The organism is Novipirellula sp. (assembly GCF_041583735.1).
Taxonomy (GTDB): domain Bacteria; phylum Planctomycetota; class Planctomycetia; order Pirellulales; family Pirellulaceae; genus Novipirellula.
In genome coordinates, this window is sequence record NZ_JBFHFD010000064.1 from 1 (window position 1) to 21,023 (window position 21,023).

The window sequence follows — 21,023 nt, forward strand, 5'->3', positions numbered from 1 at the left end:
CGCAGCGGCTACGACGGCAAGGGGCAACATCGCATCAACACGCTGGCCGACGCTGAAAGCGTCGATTGGACGCTGTGTGATGAATGGGTCGCGGAACAATTGATTGCGTTCGATCGCGAAGTTTCGGTCGTGGTGGCGAGAACCGTCGATGGGAGAACGTCAACGTTTCCCATTTTCGAGAACGATCACGTCAATCACATCCTCGATGTGACGATGATTCCGGCTACGTTGTCCGACACGGTTCAACAAAGGGCACGCGAGATCGCGATCGCGGCTGCCGAGGCACTCGATGTGGTGGGGCTGTTGTGCGTGGAAATGTTTGTTCGATCCGACGCCCAGGGCAACGAGGAAGTGATGATCAACGAGGTCGCACCACGGCCACATAACTCGGGTCACTTGACGATCGAAGCTTGCCACACAAGTCAGTTTGAACAACATGTCCGCGCGGTCTGTGGACTGCCGCTTGGCAATACCGACATGATCTGTGGCGGCGCCGCGATGGCCAACTTACTTGGCGACGTCTGGGGCGACGAGACGCACACACCACCGTGGGATCGTGCGCTTGCCGTGGACGCAGTGAAGCTGCACTTGTATGGCAAGGTTCACGCCAAACCGGGACGCAAGATGGGGCATTTGACGTGCGTCGGAAAGAGCCGAGACGCGGTGGTCGAAAAAGTTCGCGAGGCGCGAAGCCGGTTGACATCATCGTCGTCGGTGTAACGACACGTTGCTTTTACGGCGGCGCGGCTCGGGGCCCCGCCCGGTAAATGTCGAACGCTTCGCCATTGCAAACGACGCTGGCGGATCGATCGCATCGAATCGCTCATGCCTAGCGGCGGAAAGATTCCGGTGCGGTACTCGAAACAAGGCTGAGGTAGAGCGTTTCGGCACCGCGACGTTCCGGCTTGGGACGAAGCAATTCCGCGGCGGCCTCGAGCAGGTCGCGACGGCTGACTTGTCCAAGCAATCGACCATCCTCGACGATCGGCAGTCGGCGATAGGGCGAGTTGAGGAACATCTGGGCAATGCCCAGCAGATCGGTCGACGGCGACGCGGTCAGCGCCTCGGTATCCATGTAGGGGCCGATTTGTCGTGGCTGGGCCGCGCGACGCAGGTTGTCGCTGGCGTGATTCGATTTTGCTCGCTCGACGACTTCGCATGCCAAACGGCACTCGGCGCGTAGCACATCACGGCGGCTGACTTGCCCCGCCAACCGCTCGCCCTGCAACACCGGAAGCCGGCGATACGGGGTCTCTTGAAACTTGTGGGCAACGTCCAACAGCGAATCGTCTTCGTGAATGATGCGGTTGCGATCCAAGTTCATGTATTGGTTCACACTGGTGCCAGGTAGTTGATCGTGCAGCGCGGCGATCAATGCTCGCATCGCGGTCTTTTCCGAGAAGATGCCCAAATAATGACCTCGCGTGTCGACCACGGGGGCACCCGATATTCGTCGGCTGAGCAAATGGTCAATCGCGTCGAAAACATCCATATCGGGATCGATCGTCACAAGTTTGCTGACCATGAATTCGCGAACGCGGGTGATGTGAAGACCTTCGGATCTCGCGGTTTCGACCGGTTCGGTCAACGCGTTCATGCAGCACTTTTCACTGAACACAGCGAGATAACCGCCATCGGAACCAAGTACCGGAGCCCCGGAAATATTGTCTCTCAGCAGTCGGGCAACGCTGTCCAAGACATCACACTCGGGAGTCAACGTCACTAGATTGCGACGCATGATATCGCTTGCGGCCTTCACTTCGTTCATATCCAAGCCTTTGTGAAAAAGAAGAGAATCGATCCCGCGAGTGGGGATCGAGGTTGGTGCTTGATTCCAACCTAACGCGTGGCGACGCGTAAAGTCAAACTTTTACCGCAATTCGGCTTGTGAAACATTGCGCAAGGGGGGGATCAAACGAAAACAGCACAAACGATGTGATCATCGCTTGTGCTGTTCGTATCGAATCAAAAAGCAATTTGTCGCGGCGTTGCGAACGACAATGTTAGCGGCACGCGGAAAGTTGTCTGCTCGGTCATGCCCCCGGGAAGTCGTTGGCGACTTTCGCCAACGTGATCCCTAATTCTCAGCCGGTGCGGGCGTGGGTTCCGCGGTGGGTTGAGGTGACGATTCGAGCATGGCCTCGGTAGCCGGAGCATTCATGAACGTCTGGATTTGCGGAGCCGAAGGATCAAACGCACCACTGGTCAGCGGCAACGGCATATGCACGTCGCTTGGGTTGCGGCGTGGAGTCAAGTGACGTCCGGTTTCGTACGCGTCTTGGTACGCCCCCGGTGCCCATTGGCCTTCGGAAAGCTGAACTTGGTTGTAAGCCAACAACGATCCTTTTTGACGGTGGAAGTCGCGGATTGCCAGGTTGTAGGCGGCCAACGCCCGATAAAAATCGGCCTCGCTGGTGACCAATTGCCGCTGTGCTTGCAACAAGAAGTTGATGTTATCGGTTCCGTCGCGGTATCGACGTCGCAGCACGTCGACTTGGCGTTGGTCCGCAAGGTACCGGTTGTAATTGGTTTCCAACAATTGATGGGTCAGCATGATTTGCCGACCAGCGTCTGCCAAATCATGACTGATTCGCAGTTCGGTTTCGGCCAGCACAGCACGTTCACGACGTAGGTTTAGGTTTGCGTGAGCCACTGCCGCACTTGCAGCTCGCAAGCCAACGGGCAACTCCATTTCCACGCCCGCTTGCCATTCTTGGTAATTGCCGTCGGTGATACTGCCATACAGGTTATCGAATTGCTCTTTATCACTGCCCCCGATCAAATGATCGCCCAGACCACGGAAGCGGTACTGACCAAGGAAATCCAGACGAGGACGTCGATTCAGACGCGCGGCGGTTAGTTCCATTTCACGCCGTTTCAGATTGAAACGCTGGCGACGAACTTCCACGCGACGTGCCAATGCTTGGCCGAGTGCACTTTCCCAATCGAAGACCACACGGACGTCCGTCGGGGTTGTGGTCGGTTTGAGCAACCGTCCGTCGCTGGCGGGCAACCCGATCAGGTATCGAAGCCGTTGTTCGCGAGTGTACAACCCGTCGGCCGAACCGAGTGCCGCTTCGACCTGAGCTCGGAATTGGTAGTACTGCGATTGAGCTTGAGCTTCCTCGTCGCTGCGTCCCGCACCTGCTTCCAGACGCACTTGTTGGTACTGGAACGTCTGCAATGCCGAGTCACGCCCTTTGACGTTTGCTTCAAGCACGCGATAAGCAGCCGATAGTTCCCAGTACGCTTGCTCGACATCGGCAACCAATGTGATCACGGCGGCTTCGAAATCGACCAATGCGACATCTTCGTTGACACGTGCGATCAAGACACCGTTATATTGTCCGATCCCCGAATTGGGACCCGCAATACGATTAAACGTCGTTCCCGCACCTTGCAGCAAAGGTTGACGATACTCGGCTTCGAGGAAGCCGACAAAGTCGCTGCGGAACGCACGGTTCGGCCGGTTGCTGTTGTTATAGTTGACGTTGTGACGTAAAGCGAAGCTTGCACCTTGCGCGGTTTGTTTGGACAACTCGGCGGCGTACGTCGCGTAGTTCTCTTGCAATGCGGACGGGGTGAACTGTGCATTCACCGAACCAGCCAAGATATTCTGCGGCTGATCCGCGTTGCTCCAAAACAGCTGCTGCGAGAATTGTGCATCAAACGCCGACAACGCCGCTTCGGTCCCGGTCAGCGGATTGGCGTGTGCCAATGCGGGATCAAACGTGGTGGTAGCAGAACTGGGGTTCGAAACAATCGTGCCACCGATCGATCGCAACACGGGGCTCTGTTGAACCGCCAACTGAATCGCTTGCTCGAGTGTCATCTCGAGCGACGGAATTTTCGAAGGGTCTTCGAGTGCCAAGGGTTCGGTCGATTGTTGGGCCGCTTCCGAAGGCGCCGTTGCACATCGTTGCACTTCGGGGTACTCGATCCGCATTGCAAAATCGTCATGGTAAGACGCTTTGGTATCGTGCGGCCCATCTTTAATTCGATCAAAAACACTACAACCTACGCTGCTAACGGAGGTCGCTCCGAGCAGCATGGCCAACAGTGCGGCTCGACGTGATTTACGCCATGAGGATTTCAGACGATCACTCGCTCGGCAAAAGGGGGATGCCGGAGCTCGCGTGGCTAACGGTTTGTCTTGGTTGCGTCGCATGACCAGGTTCACTTGAGTACGCCGCACCCTCTTTCGTCACCCGTACAACACAAGCGATCGTGCGAAAGATCATTGGCGGTGCTTGCGTTATCGACCGGATTGTCGAAACAACTGGACTGATCGGGCGAGGATTCTCGCCTGCAAATGAGGAGGAACCGGCACAGACCGCAAGGTCATGTTCGAGTTTGCCGGTTAGCGAAACCGTGGCGGCAACCCAGATGGAAGGGGACGGATGGGGGTGCCGTCAAATCCCCACCTTTTCACGGAGAAATCGGGATTCAAAAGGCACCGAGACACGCCACTCGATTTACACGCCGCTCGATTTACACGCCACACCAAGGCATCCCCCCGATTCCCCGGTCGCACAAGTGTCAGACCGCGTGTGGTGTGTGTGAACTGCGATGCGGACGGGGGTCAATCGCGGATAGGTATATCCATGCGTGAACGGTCTCTCGCTAACACCACGAGCCCCGCCCCGATCCGGCTATCGCTGTCTCTGACCTCCCCGGAGGGGAGGTGAAGTCAGAATGTCGCCCGCAACTTTCGTTTGCAGTCCGGGTTTAGACCCGGGCGACGGCAGTCGCTCGGAAACGGACTTGCGAGAGTTCCCAAGCACCAAAAATGACCGCCGAGAAGCAGAGATCGCCTGCGATGGTAAATCCGAAGAAGGGAATCGCATTGACGTAGCACGCGACGAAACCCGCCACCGTCAGCGGATACCAGCCCGCCAAGATCAAGCCAAAATTGCTGACCGCAAAGAATACGGTCGACGCGGCGAGCGATGCCGCAGGGACCTTCCACAATCGACTTTTACCACTTGCATTACGAAGCAGGCGACCGATTGGAACCGACGACACCATGCCGAGGTAAACCATCGCCATCGCGGCGAGGTTGTAGAAACCCAGTCCCGGGATCCCCAGCATCTGGCCTACCACGTCACTGAATCCCATCACAGCAATCGGCACCAAATAGGCGCGGCGCCCCGACATGTAGCTGCCGGCAAACAGCCCCAAAGCGGCAACACAGGCAACGTTCGGAGGATGCGGCAGAAAGCGGCTTGCGGCAACGGCCAAAATCATTAGGTAAAACATCGGGCGAGTCCAAGCGTTGATTCGGAAAACAGGGGTTCGTATGCCGCTGTTTTAGACGCTTTGTCGCCACATCGCCAGAGGGGAAAAGAGAAGCTAGGCGGGAAAGGCAGACTGGTAAGTTCCGCCCCCCTGCGACTACGGCATGCCGCTGCGGTGGCGAGTCCGGTGTGCCGCCATGGATTCGCACCGCAACGAAAAAGGCCGGTCTTCGGCGGTGCAAAAACACGGCGGAAGAGCGGCCTCAGGACAGACTCGGCGGAGAAGATTCGGCTTAGAAGGACGAGCCATTCCAAAACGAGTCGTGGAATGCGTCGCGATTAAGGGAACGCGATGATCGCGCCCGATACTGCGGCCGCTTCTGCCACCACGGCGCGTCGCTCGTACGGCGGACGCTGCAAGTAAGCTGGCGTACACGAACCGCTGCGGTAATACCCCAACGAGTAATCGCATTCACAGGGGTGATCGAGCGTCGCCAAGTAGGGCAGCATCGGAACGGTCGTGAAAAAACGCATTCCCGCAATCATCGGTGTCAGATGCGGGCATCGTTCGTGACCATGGCGTTCCAACATTCGGTCCTCGAAGTACAACGGGTGCGAAAACGTGTTGGGCGCGTTCCAGGCCATCGTGGACCAACCCCACGATGCATCACGCTCGATTCCTTGTTCGGGCAACGGCAGGATCGGTGACCCCGTATCGCTGCGGAATCCTTCGGGTGCGCGACCATTGCCGATATTTTCAATCGAGGTGCTGGCCGCAGCGATCGGCGGCAACTCCAATCGACCGTCGACCACGTCGGGAGTCCGGTAGAATGTGTCTCCGCCCATCAAGTTCGAAGCGCGGCTATCACGATCACGCCCGGAGACGTCGCGGCCGGAGACGTCGCGGTTGGGTCGCTGTGCCATTCTCGTGGGCTCGTCGATTCGGTCGACGTCCAATTCCAACGGATCGACTTTCTTGACCAGTGTGGGGGCCTTGATCACCTTCGCGGTCGTTTGGCGTGCAGGATCGATGTCGCTGGGAACCACCACCCCTTCGGATTTCGGGGCGATCCGGGGCGGCGACTCAAAGTACGACGGCAACGCACTGTAGCGATTCGCCGAAGGGGGCAGGGCCACGTTGACGTCTTGGTGCGACTGTGGCTTGGCGGGGGCGTCCAAGACCCCGCTCCCAAATACCTCATCGGTCCAAGCGACAAAATCGTCATTGTCTTCTTGATTGAAGACCGGGAAACCATCCAATTCCGCGACTTGCTCCGAAGCTGGCGGATCCGCCAACGCCGTCGAACATGTCAATAGCATGCCCGACATCAGGCTTTTAAAAAAAAGGTTCCGCTTAGATTTTATCGAATTCATCGGCTAGCTCCCTCGGCTGAATCGTGGACGGGCCAGTCCGTTTTGGCCTCGTTCTGAATCCTCCGCGGAAAAAGCAGGAGGTCCAGTTGTAAGGATTCGACCTCTCGACGCAAAAACACCAGTCGCACCGCGCGTGGTCGGCACAACCGGTACGACTGGCATGAGCCGCATGGCAGCGCAACGGAACACGGCGAAAGCGGGATTGCGTGTCTCGCCTGCTTGAAGGTGCGTCTCGCTGCTTGAAAAAGACTGCGCCGGATAAATCGAGTTGCATTCGCCGCATGCCGCAAACGAATCGCGACGACGCAAGCTCGAATCGATAACCCGCCACGCGGGGGCCGCAGCGTCTCAGTGAAATGAGGCCGTTTCTTTACCGGACTTGGTGCCCATCGCACCCCACACACCGTAGGGACTCTCGCCGCTGGTGACTTGGCGTGCATTCAGGTTGCCCGAGTCAATCGAATCCGTGACAAAGCGGACCGACCCGTCGAATAACAGCGTTTGCACGCCTCCCTGATGCTCGCTCGACGGCGAGAAACTTCCCCAGCTGTCGTTGTTGCCCGCGTAAGCACACGAGTAGGAATTGGGTGGCAGCGTGGTGGTAAAGCGGGTATTGATCACACGACCATCCCCAAACAGCAATCCCCGCCAACAATCTGCTCCGGTTTGGTACTGACGCGGGTTGTTTGGATCCAGCGGTGCCGTCATACAAGGCCCCGCAATCGCGGTCGTGCCGTCATACATTCCGTTGAAATTGGCAACGTCTCCTTTGACGAACGCTTGATCGCGTGGTGTCCCCGCGACTTCGCTCATCGCCAACGTATTGCTGGCTCCATCAAGTAGGTCGCGAAAGCGACGTAGATTGTTACGATCACCGTTGGTCATCGGCACGAACATGCTTCGTGAATTGATTCGGGCAATCGCCATGCCTTCTTCGGAATCACTCTTGGCGTTATGCCACATCGCATCGCCAATACAAAAGACATACAGCGATTTCGACAGCCCATTGTACTCGGTGCCATCCGCGTTCTGCGCCGAGGGGCAGAGGAACGCTGCCTGAGGGCCTGCGTCTAGCAGCGTCTGACTTTGCCAGAACCCCGAACCGGGAGTCGCCACTTTCGCCTCCTGTTCGAAGGCTTCATACAAAGCCCCCATTTCGATAAAGGGCAGCAAAAAGATCGAGGCGCCAACGTTGCGTCGGTTGCCATAGGAATAGCCGTAGAAATCGGCGGATCCAGGAGGGAATTGCTCGTAGGCTGCGTGATAGTTTTGCAACGCCAACCCCAACTGCTTCATGTTGTTGGAACATTGCATCCGCCGCGCGGCTTCGCGTGCCGCCTGTACCGCAGGCAACAACAGCCCAACCAATACGCCAATAATCGCAATCACAACTAATAACTCAACCAAGGTAAATCCTTGATATCTACGCGTCACACTACACTTCATCGCATCACCTTCGATTCAGACCAAGAAACAAGCAAGAATGGAGTAAAAGTTGTTTGACCTACGGTATTGACGCTCGACATAGCTTCATTTCCGGACCTTCGTCACCGCGACGTCGGTAGTGGTTTCGGCGGTCCTAAAGCAAGCGTGCATGACGCGGCGTCAAGCGATAATGTCCATGATGGGGTGGCCGTGATCGATTTCCAAACGCTTGCGTCCAGGAAGCTCGAGTTTGCGGGAATCGAGGCCTAATTGCTGCATAATCGTGGCGTGGATGTCGGTGACATAATGGCGGTTTTCGACTGCATGAAAACCGATTTCATCGGTCGCACCATGCACCACACCGCGTTTCAGTCCGCCACCAGCCATCCAAACAGTGAAACCAAAAATATGATGATCGCGTCCGTCGGCGCCTTGCGATCCGGGAGTACGTCCAAACTCGGTGGCGAATACCACCAACGTCTCATCGAGCAAGCCGCGGCGCTGTAAATCTTCCAACAGACCGCCGATCGGTTGATCCACCGCCAAGGCGTTCTTGGTGTGGTTCGCTTTTAGCTTTCCGTGAGCGTCCCAGGCACCGGCACCACCACCGCCGTGTTGAATTTGGATAAAGCGAACGCCGCGTTCGACCATACGCCGGGCCGCCAACAACTGCATTGCAAACTCGTTGCAGTGCGGTGTTCCGATGCCGTACAACGACTTTGTCTCGGCACTCTCTTGCGAAAAATCGACTACCTCGGGTACCGAAGTTTGCATCCGAAAGGCAAGTTCGTACGACGCAATTCGGGCCGCCATCTCGGGGTCCTCGGGATATTCATCGGCACGCATCCCGTTTAGCTGATCCAGCAGATCTTTGCCGACCTGACGCGCCTCGCTGGGAAAGGTGATTTCGGGCTGGCTGAAATCGAGCGGGTTCTTGGGATCAATTCGTAGCGGAACCGCATCGTGAGCCGGGCCGAGGTAATGACCGTCACGATTGTTCCAGTACTCGCGTTTGCCGATCGAGATGAACTGTGGCAAATTGTCGTTGAGCGAGCCGAGTCCATAATGCACCCACGCGCCGAGCGTCGGAAAGTCACCATCATTTCGATGCCGCCCGGAATGGAATTGGGTTTGCGCCCCGTGGTTGCTGTCGGTCGTGTACATCGATCGCACGATCGCCAATTTATCGACGTGGTTTGCGACATGCGGGAACCAATCGCTCACTTCGATTCCGGATTCTCCGTGTTTTCGAAAACCGATCTGCAGCGGATACAGTTCGTTGCGTTGGTTGCCGTTGCCGTCGGGTGCAACCAAACGTTCGAGCGCAAGCTTGGCAGGATCCTGAGCCTCGGCGAACGGCGTTTCCGAGATCGTTTTGCCGCCATATTTTGTCAGCATCGGCTTGGGATCAAAGCTTTCCATCTGGCTGACGCCGCCATTCATGAACAGCCAAATGACATTCTTGGCCTTGGGTGGAAAATGCGGTTGCCCCGTCGGCGGCGCCCAGCCGATCGAACTAGCGTCGGCATCACGCTGCAGCAGCGATGCCAACGCGACCGACGACAGCCCCATTCCCATTTCGGACAAGAATCGGCGGCGATTCGGGAGAATGTGATTCATAAAACCGTTTCCTGTATTCAAACCGCGATCAATACGTCTTCTATCGCACCGTCACGAAGTCATTGTGATTGACCAAAACCCAGATAAAGTGGCCACGTGCTCGCTGCACGGAACCGTCCGCCTGGCCTTCCCAAACCGACAACGCTTTCAGACTAGCGGCGATTTCTGCGTCGTCGGCATCGATCCCAAGCAGTGTCTTGAACGATCGAGCCACAAAGTCGCGTGCGTCTTCGCCGTCGCCGGACAAGCGGTCGGCAATCTGCCCCGCCGACGTTAACACCAACTTGCTGTTGGTCAGTGCCAAAGCTTGCTGAGGCACAATGCTCTGTTCGCGGCGGTAACAATCCGTCACCAATGCCTCGTCGAACATCGTCAAAAACAGATCGCGTTGGTTGTTCGAGTGAAAGAAATACAAACTGCGGCGTTTCGATTCCGGCTGTTTCGCCGCGGGGACCGGCGGTCCGCCCATCGTCGGATCAAGCGTTCCGGCTAACGACAGCACGGCGTCACGGACGACTTGCGATTCCAAGCGAATCGGAACCCGTCGCCACCACAGTTGATTGTCCGGATCGATCGCGAGATTGGACTCGGCACCGGCATTGGATGAACTCATTCGATAGACCGCTGAATTCACAATCAAACGATGCAGATGTTTCATGCTGTACCCGCTGTCGATCAACTCGGCGGCGAGCCAGTCGAGTAAGGCTGCGTTTTTTGGCGTCGCTCCGTTTCGGCCCATATCGAAAACCGTGGCCACCAATGGCTGGCCGAGATGCCGAGTCCACAAGTGATTCACCGCGACACGTGCGGTCAACGGGTGGTTGCGGTCGGTGATCCAGCGAGCCAGTGCCGTGCGGCGACCGGTGCTTTGCGGCGGAAACTCGACTGCTGGATCATCCTTGCCCGTACTCTGGAATCGCGTCGCTGACCACTGGGCGCCAATCAGCGGTGTGTAGGAATCCTCGGCAAGAATCGCAGCTGCAAATGTCTTTTCTGCCTTGTTGAAATTCCCCTGGGCCTTCGCCTGCTCTTTTTCAATTGCTTCGCGTTTATCCTCGGCCGCCTCGGCGAGTCGCTTCTCGACATCAATCAAGGAACGCTGAGCCTGCAGTAGCGACACCCGGCGTTGTGCACGAATCGCTGCCGCTTTCGCTTCCAAAACGACTTCTTCGCTCGTCGATTCGTCCCACTCGGTTTGCATCGCTTGGTAACGGAGCGACACGCTTTCATGTTCTGCGTTGGCGATTTCGACGTCCACGCGAGCGAGCTTTAATGCGAATTCAGCAGCGGTGTCGTCCTCGCCCGCCTGTTCCTTCGCAGCTTCCGCTTCCTTCAGCTTCGTCTGGACGCTTTTTTGGTTTGCCGCGGCAACTGCCAAATGGTTCTCGAGCACCCATTCGCGTCGCTCCGGTTGCCACGCCTCGGCCGGTAATGCGATCGGTTGGATGTTGAGAGGGTTCTCGCCGGCGGGTTCAAAATCGAGAAACTCGGGCACGCCGGGCTCGATCACCTTTGATTTGTCAGGATTTCCCTCTTCGCCGCGAATCAGCCGGTACGTCGGAGTGTCAAGCAACGCGTCAAACGCCCGTGGCAGCCCATCCTTGATCAGGTTGGCTTCACCCGGCAACATGTCCATTCGCACCTGATACGGTTCGAAGAACGCCCGCATTTTGTAGAAGTCGGTGTGCTCGATCGGATCGAATTTGTGGTCATGGCATTTCGCACAATCAAACGTCAAACCGAGAAACGCTTTGCCGACATGCTCGACCGTTTCGTCCATCCATTGGTTGCGATTGAATAAGAAAAAGTTTCTCGCCAAATAGCCGGTCGCCACGAGTGCATCGGTGTCCTTTGGACGCAGCTCGTCACCGGCTAACATCAACCGCACCATTTCGTCATAGCCGCGGTCTTGATTTAATGAATCGACGATCCAATCACGCCAATGCCAGAGATGACGCTGGCTGTTTCGCAGCTGAGCGTTCAGTCCCCACCAATCGCTATACCGCCAAATGTCCATCCAGTGACGTGCCCATCGCTCGCCATGACGTGGATCCTCAAGCAACCGCTCGACGATTTTTTCGTACCAATCGGATGCGGTGTCGGCTTCGGCTGCTGCGATCTCGTCGCTTGACGGCGGAATACCGATCAAATCGAGATACAACCGACGCACCAAGATCGCTCGCGGCGCGTCGGGTTGTGGGGTTAACCCGTTTTCTTCGTGAGCTTTTGCAATAAACGAATCGATCGGGTTGCGCACCCAAGACGCGTTTTTCACCGCGGGGACAACCGGACGCATGATCGGTTGGAACGACCAATGATCGTCCGGATCGGTCTCAGGTTGCTCGTCCTCCGGCGCCGGTGCCCCGCCTGCGATCCAAGCGGACAGCAGTTCAATTTCCGCTTTGGACAACGGTTCCCCCTCGTGCTCGGGAGGCATTCGGTCCTCGACCGATGTCTCACTGACGCGGTCGATTAAAACGCTGTCGGTGGTGTCCCTCGGAGTGACAACGCCTCCGTCGATCATCAACTCGACCGTGTCTAAACGCAGTCCACCTTCCTGCTTGAGCGCTCCGTGACACGAAAAACATCGCGTTCTGAACAGCGGTTTGATTTTCGTTTGGTAATCGTCCAGCGACCCGGCGTCGGCTGCCATCGTGCAAAGCAAACTACAGCACGCGATCGCCATCGAAATGTGAATACGATCAAGCACGAGCGTGGGGGTGATACGAATAGAATCTAAAAGACGACTGCTAGTTGCAACACGCATCATGGCTGCTGCCCTCCGTTGGTCGCTTGTTTTTGCCCCGCTTTCACAGCCTGGGCGATTTGGCTAAACACCGGGTGATGGTCACGAATATGGTGTGACAATTCATTGCGTGCCTTGGTCCAGTTCTGCTCGAGAAGCGCAGTCAAGATCTCGCGATGTTGGCGAGCGGTTTCCAGTGCGGTCGATCGATCACGATCCTCCCACTCGAATAGCAATCGATAGTAACGCCCCTGACGTTCAAAAAACTCGCGGATGTAAACGTTCTGCGATGCATCGATCAAATACGAGTGCAGTGACTCGTCGATCCGTGGCGGTGCGGTGGGTGACGACGATGATTGCGTGTTGGCCTCTAACATCCGCTGCAAATCATCGCTGCAAAGCTGGTCTCGAGACAATTCGAGTGCCTTCAACTCTAACACTTCGCGAACATCGATAAACGCTTCGAGATCACTTTGCCGAAACGGACGTACTTGCCAACCGTGACGCGGGATATGATTGAGCATCCCCTCGCCCGCTAGTCGATGAAAGATATGGCGAATCGCCGATCGACTAATGCCATACTTCTCTGCCGTCGCTTCCTCGCGAAGATAAATCGCATCTCCCTGCAAACTCTGTTGAACCAAGTCATCGACGATTCCTTCATAAGGTCCATCGTACGGATCTTGAGGTGGTTCGGGTAACGATGTCGCCCCGGACTCCGAAGGCTTCGCATCCGCCTCAGCAATCTTGGGCAACTTCGCCGGCGTCAACCGCCGATTGGCCCCTTTTTTTAGCAACCCTTCATCGACCAGCTCGGCAATCGCATGACGCACCGGAGTGAAGCTGACGTCATAGTGGTGGGCCAGTGCATCGAGCGTCAACGACGCCGGCAATGCGCGTCCCGTGCGAAGTCGTGCGGCTAAATCGTTCTTGATATAAGTCGAAATCGTGCTCATACAAATAAAGTTACTTGTCTTTGTCAACAAAAACAAGTAACATTGTCACCAAAAGCAAAAAAGTCGGGAAAGAAGCGGTGATTTATCGGTCGCCAGCGACGTTTCACGCGAAATTTGGCACTTTTTTTTGATCGACACCACTGGGTACCAGCCTGGGAAACGAGCGTATTTCGGTGGTGATCGCTAAGAAGCGTCATGTTTATTCCACACTCCCCCACTCCATTTACAGCACACGAGATACGAACCACGCATGAAAATTACCGCCATCGAAGCCGTCGTGTGTCATGCGAGGATGCGAAATTGGGTGTTTGTCAAAGTCATTACCGACCAACCGGGATTGTTTGGCTGGGGCGAAGCGACGCTCGAGTGGCACACGCGGAGCATCGTCGGCGCGATCGAAGATCTGGCGGAATTGATCGTTGGCGAAGATCCGAGCCGCGTCGAACATCTTTGGCAAATGATGTGGCGACAACATTTTTGGCATGGCAACGGCGTCGTGCGATCGACCGCGATCGCTGGCATTGATTTAGCACTGTGGGATATCGTTGGCAAAATCCACAACGTCCCGGTGCACAAGCTATGGGGCGGCCCCGTGCGTGATTACGTGCGGCTGTACTGTCATCTCGGCGGCGGCAATCTCGACCACTTCTATAACACTCCCGTCGACAACGCCAAACAGTTCGCCGAATTGGCCTCGCAAGCGGTCGCCGACGGATTCACTGCGTTCAAGTCGATGGCGGTCCCACCGACGATGCCAGTCGAAGGACTGAAGTCGATCAAGGCGGCCACCGCGTGTGTCGCCGCAATGCGTGACGCGGTCGGCGATGACATCGATATCATGGTCGATTGCCATGCACGCCCTTCACCGGCGATGGGGATGCAGTTCGCCAAAGCACTCGATCCCTATGGACTCTATTTTCTCGAAGAGCCATGTTGGCCTGAGAACCTCGATAGCCTAGCCGCGATCAACGCGGCGGTGACAACGCCGATTGCGACAGGCGAACGGTTGACGCATCTGGCGGCGTTTCGCGATCTGTTCGCGGTTCGCGGTTGCGAGATCTGTCAACTTGACCTGACGCACTGTGGTGGGTTCAGCGAAGCGCGCCGTATCGCCGCACTTGCCGAGGCTCACCGCATCGCGCTGGCGCCGCACAACCCACAAGGCCCGGTGAGTACCGCGGCATCGATCGAGTTTGGTTTCTCGCAACCCTCGTACATCATCTGCGAATCGGTCCACGAAGACGTTCCCTGGCGAAACGACGTGGTCGAAGAGGGTTTCACGGTCGATCCCGCAACACGCACGGTGACGCCCAACACCCGGCCGGGGCTGGGGATTTCGATCAACGAAGACGAAGTTCGCAAACATCCGTTCGAGCAAGAGGTTGCCCAGCGAGTGTTTTACCGAGACGGCGCGGTGGGAGACTGGTAAGCATGAACACGAATCAACCTCGCCGTTTTCAGCACGCTTCGTTTCAAGGACAGATCGGAATCGCCCGCGTCGACATCACGCCGCCCGTCGGCGTCTATTCACGCAATTGGGGTGCCGCGAAACATGATGTTGCCGATTCGATCCATCGACCACTCTTGCTTACCGTGTTGGCATTGGCATCATCTGCGGACGCAGCCCCTGTGGTCCTGATCGATGCCGACCTTGGTTGGTGGAAGACGCCCGCAACGTATGACGAATTCCAGCAGCGTCTGCACACGGAACTTTCGCTCGAACCGGGACATTTGATCTTCGCACTGACGCACACGCACGCGGGACCGCCGCTGATGCAGCCCGACGCCTCGTTGCCTGGCAGCGATCTGCTGCAGCAATGGATGGCATCGCTTGTCCAGCGGACGGTCGATGCGGTACGCCAAGCTCGCCAAACAATGTTCTCGGCGACATTGGATTGGCATACCGGAACGTGCTCATTGGCGACCGTACGTGATTTGCCTGACCCAGACCCCAATAAATCACGCTATTTGTGTGGTTACGATCCCGATGGCACCCCTGATGACACGTTGGTGCTGGGGCGTATTACGGACGAACACGGCACGCTGCGGGGCACGCTGGTCAATTACGCCTGTCATCCAACGACGTTGGCTGCGGAGAACACCGCGATCTCGCCCGACTACGTCGGCGCGATGCGTGAAACAATGGAAAACGCCACCTCCGCTCCGGCAATGTTTTTGCTGGGGATGTGTGGCGATCTCGCCCCGCGTTACCAATACGTCGGCGACACCGAGGTAGCGGACCGACATGGACGTCAACTCGGTTTCGCCGCGCTGGCGACGCTAAATGACATGGAACCCGCCGGCCGTTCGCTTGTTTATTCTGGCGCACTTGAATCCGGAGCACCGCTGGCGATTTGGAAACACCAAGACGCCGAAGCGTCCAGCGAATTGACGGCGATCAGCGGTACGGTGGCGTTGCCGCTGAAAGATTGGCCATCGGCCGACGAACTCGAGCGCCAACGCTTGGCATGCACCGACCGTGCCCTCGAAGAACGACTGAGACGTCGACGTGACATCCGTCTTGGCATCGGCGACGGCCAAACGTTCGATCTTCCTATCTTTGCTTGGCGGATCGGTAATGCGGTGCTGGTGGGCAGTTGCTGTGAACCGTATTCGATCCTGCAACAAGACCTTCGCCGACGTTTCAAGGATCACACTTTGATTTGTATGAACTTGATCAATGGTTCGATCGGCTATTTGCCGCCCGCTGCACTTTATGACACCGACGTCTATCCCGTTTGGCAGTCCCCGTTTGATCGTGGATGCTTAGAAACAACCCTCGAAGCCATGATCGGAGTCATCAACGATGTGCTCAGCCGTTAACAAGTCGCTGCATGGAGTGCTGCCAGTGCTGCACACCCCGTTTGACGACAAGTGTGAGATTGACGCGAAAACGCTGCAGCGTGAAATCGATTGGGCCTTTCAATCGGGTGCCGATGGCGTGGTCGTGGCAATGGTGAGCGAGGTCTTGCGACTCGGTTACCATGGCCGCAAACGTCTGGCGGAACTCGTTTGCGAAGCTGCCGACGGCCGAGGTTTCACGGTCATCAGTGTCGGTTCCGAGAGCACCGCCGAGGCGATCGAGTTTGCCGAACACGCCGAGGCGATCGGGGCGACCTCCGTGATGGCGATCCCACCGGTGGCAACCAGTTTAGCTGCAGACGCGACTCGCGATTACTTTTCTGCGATTGCAGGTAGCATCTCGATTCCGTTGGTGGTCCAAGATGCATCGGGTTACGTTGGGGCTGCGATTGACCTCGGCGTCTACCTGGATCTGCTGGAGCAATTCGGCAGCGAGCGGATCTTGTTCAAACCCGAAGCAAGTCCGCTGGGGCCGAATCTATCGAAACTTCGCGACGCCACGGCGGGCCAGGCCCAGATTTTTGAAGGTTCCGGGGGCATCAACCTGGTCGATTGTTTCCGCCGTGGGATCGCAGGGACGATGCCCGGCACCGATTTGTTGGACGGGATCGTTGCGTTATGGCGTGCGTTGGCCGATGGCGACGACGACCGCATCTATCAATTGTCGCTGCCGATTTGTGCGATTGTCGCCTTGCAACTGCAGGCGGGACTCGATGGGTTTCTGGCAATCGAAAAATATCTGCTCAAGAAACGAGGCCTCTTCGTGAACACGATTCAAATCCAGCCGACGGCTTGGCAATTGGACGAGGAAACGAGGGCCGAAGTGGATCGCTTGTTCGAGCGAATGCAGGCGGCATTGTAGATGGCCGTTGCCCCCACCACGATCCGCTATCGCACGTTGACTTGGTTGACGCTCGCCGCAGCACTCGCCTACCTTTGCCGCAACGCCGTCGGTGTGGCCGAGAGTACGGTACGCGAAGATCTCGGGTTCACGCTCGAGCAATCGGGTTGGTTCATGGGAGCATTCTTTTGGACCTATTCGCTCTTCCAAGTCCCCAGTGGCTGGTTGGCCGAGCGGTGGGGCACACGAATCACGCTCAGCTTGTTTGCGTTCGCGTGGTCCGTTGCCACGTTTGGAATTGGCGTTGCACCGGGGTTTGGGTTGCTGATCGTCGCCCAGTTGGTGATGGGAGTGGCACAGGCAGGCATTTTCCCTGCGTCGTGCAATTCAATCGGTCACTGGATGCCGCTGGGCCAGCGTTCGTTGAGCTGTGGAATTTTGGCGGCGGGGATGCAAGGAGGCGCAATCCTGGCCAGCGGGCTGACCGGTTTACTGATCGCGCCGATGGGGTGGCGCTGGGTGTTTGTCGGTTTTGCCGTGCCCGGCATCTTGTGGACGATCGGGTTCTACTTGCGATTCCGTAACGATCCCAGTCAAGATTCGCGAGTGAACGATTCCGAATTAGCATTGATCCAAGCGGCACGCGCACCCGCGATCGATCCGGCAGCCGCGAATAAAATCAGCGAGTGGCGTGAGCTTCTTGCCATCGCTCGTTCGCCCGTGATGTTTTGGCTGTGTGGCCAACAGATCTGTCGCGGATCGGGGTACATGTTTTTCGCCAGCTGGTTTCCGACGTTCTTGCAAGAGACGCGGGGCGTGTCGGTTGCGGAATCGGGCTACCTGCAAGGATTGGTGTTAGCCGGAACGTTAACCGGCAGCATCTTTGGTGGCACGCTAGTGGATTGGATCTGGCGTCGCACGGGCAGCCTACGACTGAGCCGGAGCGGAGTTGGGGCGACATTCCTGGCCGCTTGTGCGGTACTGATCGTCGCCGCATGGTTTGTGCAAAGTGCAGTGTTGGCAGTCGCGTTATTGTCGCTGGGATCGTTTCTGGCAGCACTCGCAGGCCCGTGTGCGTTTGCCGCCACGATCGATATCGGCGGCCCCCGGGTCCCGCAGGTGTTTGGGCTGATGAACATGGTCGGCAACCTCGCCGCCGCGGCCTGTCCGATCCTGGTGGGTTGGTTGTTCCAGTGGACATCGAACTGGAATTTGGTGCTGTTAATGTTTGCCGGCGTTTACATGGTCGGGGCGATTTGCTGGGTGTTCGTGAACCCTCAAAAACAAATTGACAACGTTTGATTCGTTGAAAGTGGGGTCGAGGCCGTCCGCAGTCACGGAGGGGCATTATCCCCCGCCGGATGAAAGTCTATCGATTTCGGCATCCTTAAAACACAACGGCGGCAGATTCGAGACCATTCGCGATTTTCGCTTTTGAAACCGGATATCTTGGGATGCTGCGAGAACCAAAACATCGCCATTCATGCTAAAACGTATCGCGAACCAAGCGAACAACAGAAGTTTCGTTTCGAGTAGGGCCGGGTCCCACCAGCCGTCCTTGAGGTTCAAGCCGTAGCTGCGTTCGCGTAGAACGCGGTCCACCGTCTGGCGACGATGGCTACATTCAAATTTAGAATGTATTGGTGATAAGTGGGGCCGGTTCCCACCAGCCGTCGTTGACGACTTCCGCTACGAGTCATCCCGCCACATATTTTTTGCTCTATCAACCACAGGTGTTTCAAAACCTTCATGGCAACAATCAAACCTTCTGAATCGACAAAGATTATTCTGGCGACCTTGTTTGCGATTCCATGGATCGCCGCGTCCGCATTGGCAGACGAATGGTCCGTACCGCTGGCGGGGAACACCTTTCACAGTTCGCCTGCCGCAACGAGCTCTGTTTTTCAACGAAACGGCACGCTGCGGTTTACCGATGCAAACGAAGTCTACAGCGTCTACTTTTACGTGAATCGTCCCGGCAACCTCAAGCTCGGCGCTGCGGGGCGGGTCACCAAAGGTAACGCGACGATCGAAGCCCGAGTGGACGAGACAACATTCACGGCGACTCTGCGAGACGATCCTGCACGCGTCTACCCTTTGGGTGAGATCAAAGTCGATGGGCCGGGTTATGTCGAGGTGCAACTTAAATGCACTGCGCGCGAGGATTCCGCGAAGATCGAGCTTGGTGAACTGCGGGTCAGCAGCAGTGATCAGGATTTAAAGCTCGACTTTGTGAAAAGCAACGACGGAAACATGTTTTATTGGGGACGCCGTGGCCCCTCGGTGCACCTGAGTTATCGATTGCCCAAGGACGCAGAACTGACGTACGCGTACAGTGAAATCACCGTCCCCAAGGACCAAGACCCGATCGGTTCGTATTTTATGGCCAACGGGTTTAGCGAAGGTTACTTTGGTTTTCAAGTCAACAGTGAAACGCAGCGGCGCGTATTGTTCTCGGTCTGGAGTCCGTTTCGCACCGATAACCCGAAAGAGATTCCGGAGTCGGATCGTGTGTTGACGACCGCCAAGGGCGAAGGCGTCAGCGCACAAGATTTTGGCAACGAGGGTTCCGGTGGGCAGAGCTATTTGGTTTACCCGTGGAAGGCCGGATCGACCTATCGTTTTTTGACCGAGGTCAAACCGGATGGCAACGGAAACACGCAGTACACCTCGTGGTTTGGCGATAAGGACAAGGACGAGTGGCGACTGATCGCCAGTTTTCGTCGTCCCAAGACGGACAAGCATTTAACAGGCTTCCATTCCTTTCTTGAAAACTTTGCTCCCGATACAGGGCATATCGAGCGATCGGCGAACTACGCCAACCAATGGGTTTGCGACGTCGAGGGCCGGTGGCATGAGATCACACGAGCGAAATTCACGGGCGACAATACAGCACGAGGCCGTCATCGACTCGATTTCGCAGGGGGCAGCGAGCAACAGCATTTCTTTCTGCGGAATTGCGGTTTCTTTAATGCGAACGTCAAGCTCGACGAAATTTTCGAGCGTGCCTCCACCGCTAGCCAGCAACCGATAATCGATTTCGCTGGCCTGCCACGAAGTTAAGTAGCACAGGCTGCCAGGCTCGTCGTCAGTCGGGGAAATGTCGCATGAGGGATCTTTAGCAAGATCCACTACCGGCAAGTGCGTCATGATCGCGGAGCGATCAATGGCAATGGCGATTGAATTTACAGGAAGATGGGTGACAGGAAGATAAAGAACGAGGTGTAGCGAAAGTCGCGGAGATTTTTGGGGGTGTAGCAAAGGCTGCCAGGCTCGTCGTCAGTCGGGGAAATGTCGCTTGAGGGATCTTTAGCAAGATCCACTACCGGCAAGTGCGTCATGATCGCGGAGCGATCAGCGACAATGGCGATTGAATTTACAGGAAGATGGGTGACAGGAAAATAAAGAACGAGGTGTACCGAAAGTCGCGGAGACTTTTGGGGTGTAGCACAGACTGCCAGGCTCGTGGTCAGTCCGGGAAATGTCGCATGCGGGATCTTTAGCAAGATCCACTACCGGGAAGTGCGTCATGATCGCGGAGCGATCAGCGACAATGGCGATTGAATTTACAGGAAGATGGGTAACAGGAAAATAAAGAACGAGGTGTACCGAAAGTCGCGGAGACTTTTGGGGAGTAGCAATGGCTGCCAGGCTCGTTACCTGTATCCCTCCCAGCCCTCCGACTTCACCTCCCCAGCAGCTACGCTGTGGGGGCGGTAGGAAGGAGCCTTTTTCAGCGACATCCAGGTATCGCTGCCTCCAGCGCAATCGCACGTCACCACCTGCCACCTCTCCCAGCGCAGCCGGGAGAGGTCGAGCAGATCCTTAAGCGATTGCTCGGGTGAGGGCCTGTCTCGGTCTCACTCGCACCGCGCATCAATTCCGCGTCCGCTCCGCCTTGCCCCCAGCCTCCCGTAATGGATCTTGCTAAAGATCCCGCCCCACTGAATTCTTAATCTTAA

At 56.7% G+C, this 21,023-nt stretch carries 14 protein-coding genes; 6 read left to right on the forward strand and 8 right to left on the reverse strand.

The genetic code is table 11. The features are described 5' to 3' along the window. A partial coding sequence (locus ABX962_RS07555) for an ATP-grasp domain-containing protein (RefSeq protein ID WP_372718097.1) occupies positions 1-720 on the forward strand: 720 nt, incomplete at its 5' end. 109 nt (positions 721-829) lie between these two features. Here the strand turns inward: ABX962_RS07555 and ABX962_RS07560 are convergent. The 8 genes from ABX962_RS07560 to ABX962_RS07595 form a co-directional block, all read right to left on the reverse strand. Beyond that, complete coding sequence (locus ABX962_RS07560; RefSeq protein ID WP_372718099.1) at positions 830-1,768, reverse strand: CBS domain-containing protein; 939 nt, start codon at positions 1,766-1,768, stop codon at positions 830-832. Between the two features lie 309 nt (positions 1,769-2,077). Next, positions 2,078-4,168 (reverse strand): TolC family protein, encoded by a 2,091-nt coding sequence (locus ABX962_RS07565; RefSeq protein WP_372718101.1) that lies wholly within the window; start codon positions 4,166-4,168, stop codon positions 2,078-2,080. 560 nt (positions 4,169-4,728) lie between these two features. Beyond that, a complete protein-coding gene (locus tag ABX962_RS07570; protein WP_372718103.1) occupies positions 4,729-5,259 on the reverse strand; it encodes a DUF6580 family putative transport protein in 531 nt (176 codons plus the stop codon). 317 nt (positions 5,260-5,576) lie between these two features. Beyond that, a complete protein-coding gene (locus ABX962_RS07575; RefSeq protein ID WP_372718105.1) occupies positions 5,577-6,557 on the reverse strand; it encodes a hypothetical protein in 981 nt (326 codons plus the stop codon). A gap of 402 nt (positions 6,558-6,959) precedes the next feature. Continuing rightward, on the reverse strand, positions 6,960-8,057 hold the full coding sequence (locus tag ABX962_RS07580) for a DUF1559 domain-containing protein (RefSeq protein WP_372718107.1): 1,098 nt from the start codon (positions 8,055-8,057) through the stop codon (positions 6,960-6,962). A gap of 159 nt (positions 8,058-8,216) precedes the next feature. Continuing rightward, a complete protein-coding gene (locus ABX962_RS07585) occupies positions 8,217-9,656 on the reverse strand; it encodes a DUF1501 domain-containing protein (RefSeq protein ID WP_372718109.1) in 1,440 nt (479 codons plus the stop codon). 40 nt (positions 9,657-9,696) lie between these two features. Then, complete coding sequence (locus ABX962_RS07590) at positions 9,697-12,426, reverse strand: DUF1553 domain-containing protein (RefSeq protein ID WP_372718111.1); 2,730 nt, start codon at positions 12,424-12,426, stop codon at positions 9,697-9,699. Beyond that, positions 12,423-13,358, reverse strand: a complete 936-nt coding sequence (locus tag ABX962_RS07595; protein WP_372718113.1) for a GntR family transcriptional regulator — start codon at positions 13,356-13,358, stop codon at positions 12,423-12,425. The genes ABX962_RS07590 and ABX962_RS07595 overlap by 4 nt, the downstream gene beginning before the upstream one ends. Before the next feature lie 250 nt (positions 13,359-13,608). Here ABX962_RS07595 and dgoD point away from each other — a divergent pair, with 250 nt between their 5' ends. The 5 genes from dgoD (at position 13,609) to ABX962_RS07620 (ending at position 20,124) form a co-directional block, all read left to right on the forward strand. Further along, positions 13,609-14,787, forward strand: coding sequence for a galactonate dehydratase (dgoD, locus tag ABX962_RS07600; RefSeq protein WP_372718115.1), 1,179 nt, complete (start codon positions 13,609-13,611; stop codon positions 14,785-14,787). A gap of 2 nt (positions 14,788-14,789) precedes the next feature. Beyond that, on the forward strand, positions 14,790-16,181 hold the full coding sequence (locus ABX962_RS07605) for a neutral/alkaline non-lysosomal ceramidase N-terminal domain-containing protein (protein ID WP_372718117.1): 1,392 nt from the start codon (positions 14,790-14,792) through the stop codon (positions 16,179-16,181). Continuing rightward, on the forward strand, positions 16,165-17,082 hold the full coding sequence (locus ABX962_RS07610; RefSeq protein WP_372718119.1) for a dihydrodipicolinate synthase family protein: 918 nt from the start codon (positions 16,165-16,167) through the stop codon (positions 17,080-17,082). The genes ABX962_RS07605 and ABX962_RS07610 overlap by 17 nt, the downstream gene beginning before the upstream one ends. Continuing rightward, entirely contained in the window at positions 17,083-18,363 is a 1,281-nt protein-coding gene (locus ABX962_RS07615) for an MFS transporter (protein WP_372718121.1), read from the forward strand. It abuts the gene before it with no gap. A 447-nt stretch (positions 18,364-18,810) separates the two neighbouring features. Further along, complete coding sequence (locus tag ABX962_RS07620; protein ID WP_372718123.1) at positions 18,811-20,124, forward strand: DUF3472 domain-containing protein; 1,314 nt, start codon at positions 18,811-18,813, stop codon at positions 20,122-20,124. The last annotated feature ends 899 nt before the right edge of the window (positions 20,125-21,023 follow it).

Excerpts from the sequence above, each read along its gene's own strand:
- ABX962_RS07560 (WP_372718099.1), bottom strand. The coding sequence starts at position 1,768 with ATGAACGAAGTGAAGGCCGCAAGCGATATCATGCGTCGCAATCTAGTG.
- ABX962_RS07565 (WP_372718101.1), bottom strand. The coding sequence starts at position 4,168 with ATGCGACGCAACCAAGACAAACCGTTAGCCACGCGAGCTCCGGCATCC.
- ABX962_RS07570 (WP_372718103.1), bottom strand. The coding sequence starts at position 5,259 with ATGTTTTACCTAATGATTTTGGCCGTTGCCGCAAGCCGCTTTCTGCCG.
- ABX962_RS07575 (WP_372718105.1), bottom strand. The coding sequence starts at position 6,557 with ATGCTATTGACATGTTCGACGGCGTTGGCGGATCCGCCAGCTTCGGAG.
- ABX962_RS07580 (WP_372718107.1), bottom strand. The coding sequence starts at position 8,057 with ATGAAGTGTAGTGTGACGCGTAGATATCAAGGATTTACCTTGGTTGAG.
- ABX962_RS07585 (WP_372718109.1), bottom strand. The coding sequence starts at position 9,656 with ATGAATCACATTCTCCCGAATCGCCGCCGATTCTTGTCCGAAATGGGA.
- ABX962_RS07590 (WP_372718111.1), bottom strand. The coding sequence starts at position 12,426 with ATGATGCGTGTTGCAACTAGCAGTCGTCTTTTAGATTCTATTCGTATC.
- ABX962_RS07595 (WP_372718113.1), bottom strand. The coding sequence starts at position 13,358 with ATGAGCACGATTTCGACTTATATCAAGAACGATTTAGCCGCACGACTT.
- dgoD (WP_372718115.1), top strand. The coding sequence starts at position 13,609 with ATGAAAATTACCGCCATCGAAGCCGTCGTGTGTCATGCGAGGATGCGA.
- ABX962_RS07605 (WP_372718117.1), top strand. The coding sequence starts at position 14,790 with ATGAACACGAATCAACCTCGCCGTTTTCAGCACGCTTCGTTTCAAGGA.
- ABX962_RS07610 (WP_372718119.1), top strand. The coding sequence starts at position 16,165 with ATGTGCTCAGCCGTTAACAAGTCGCTGCATGGAGTGCTGCCAGTGCTG.
- ABX962_RS07615 (WP_372718121.1), top strand. The coding sequence starts at position 17,083 with ATGGCCGTTGCCCCCACCACGATCCGCTATCGCACGTTGACTTGGTTG.
- ABX962_RS07620 (WP_372718123.1), top strand. The coding sequence starts at position 18,811 with ATGGCAACAATCAAACCTTCTGAATCGACAAAGATTATTCTGGCGACC.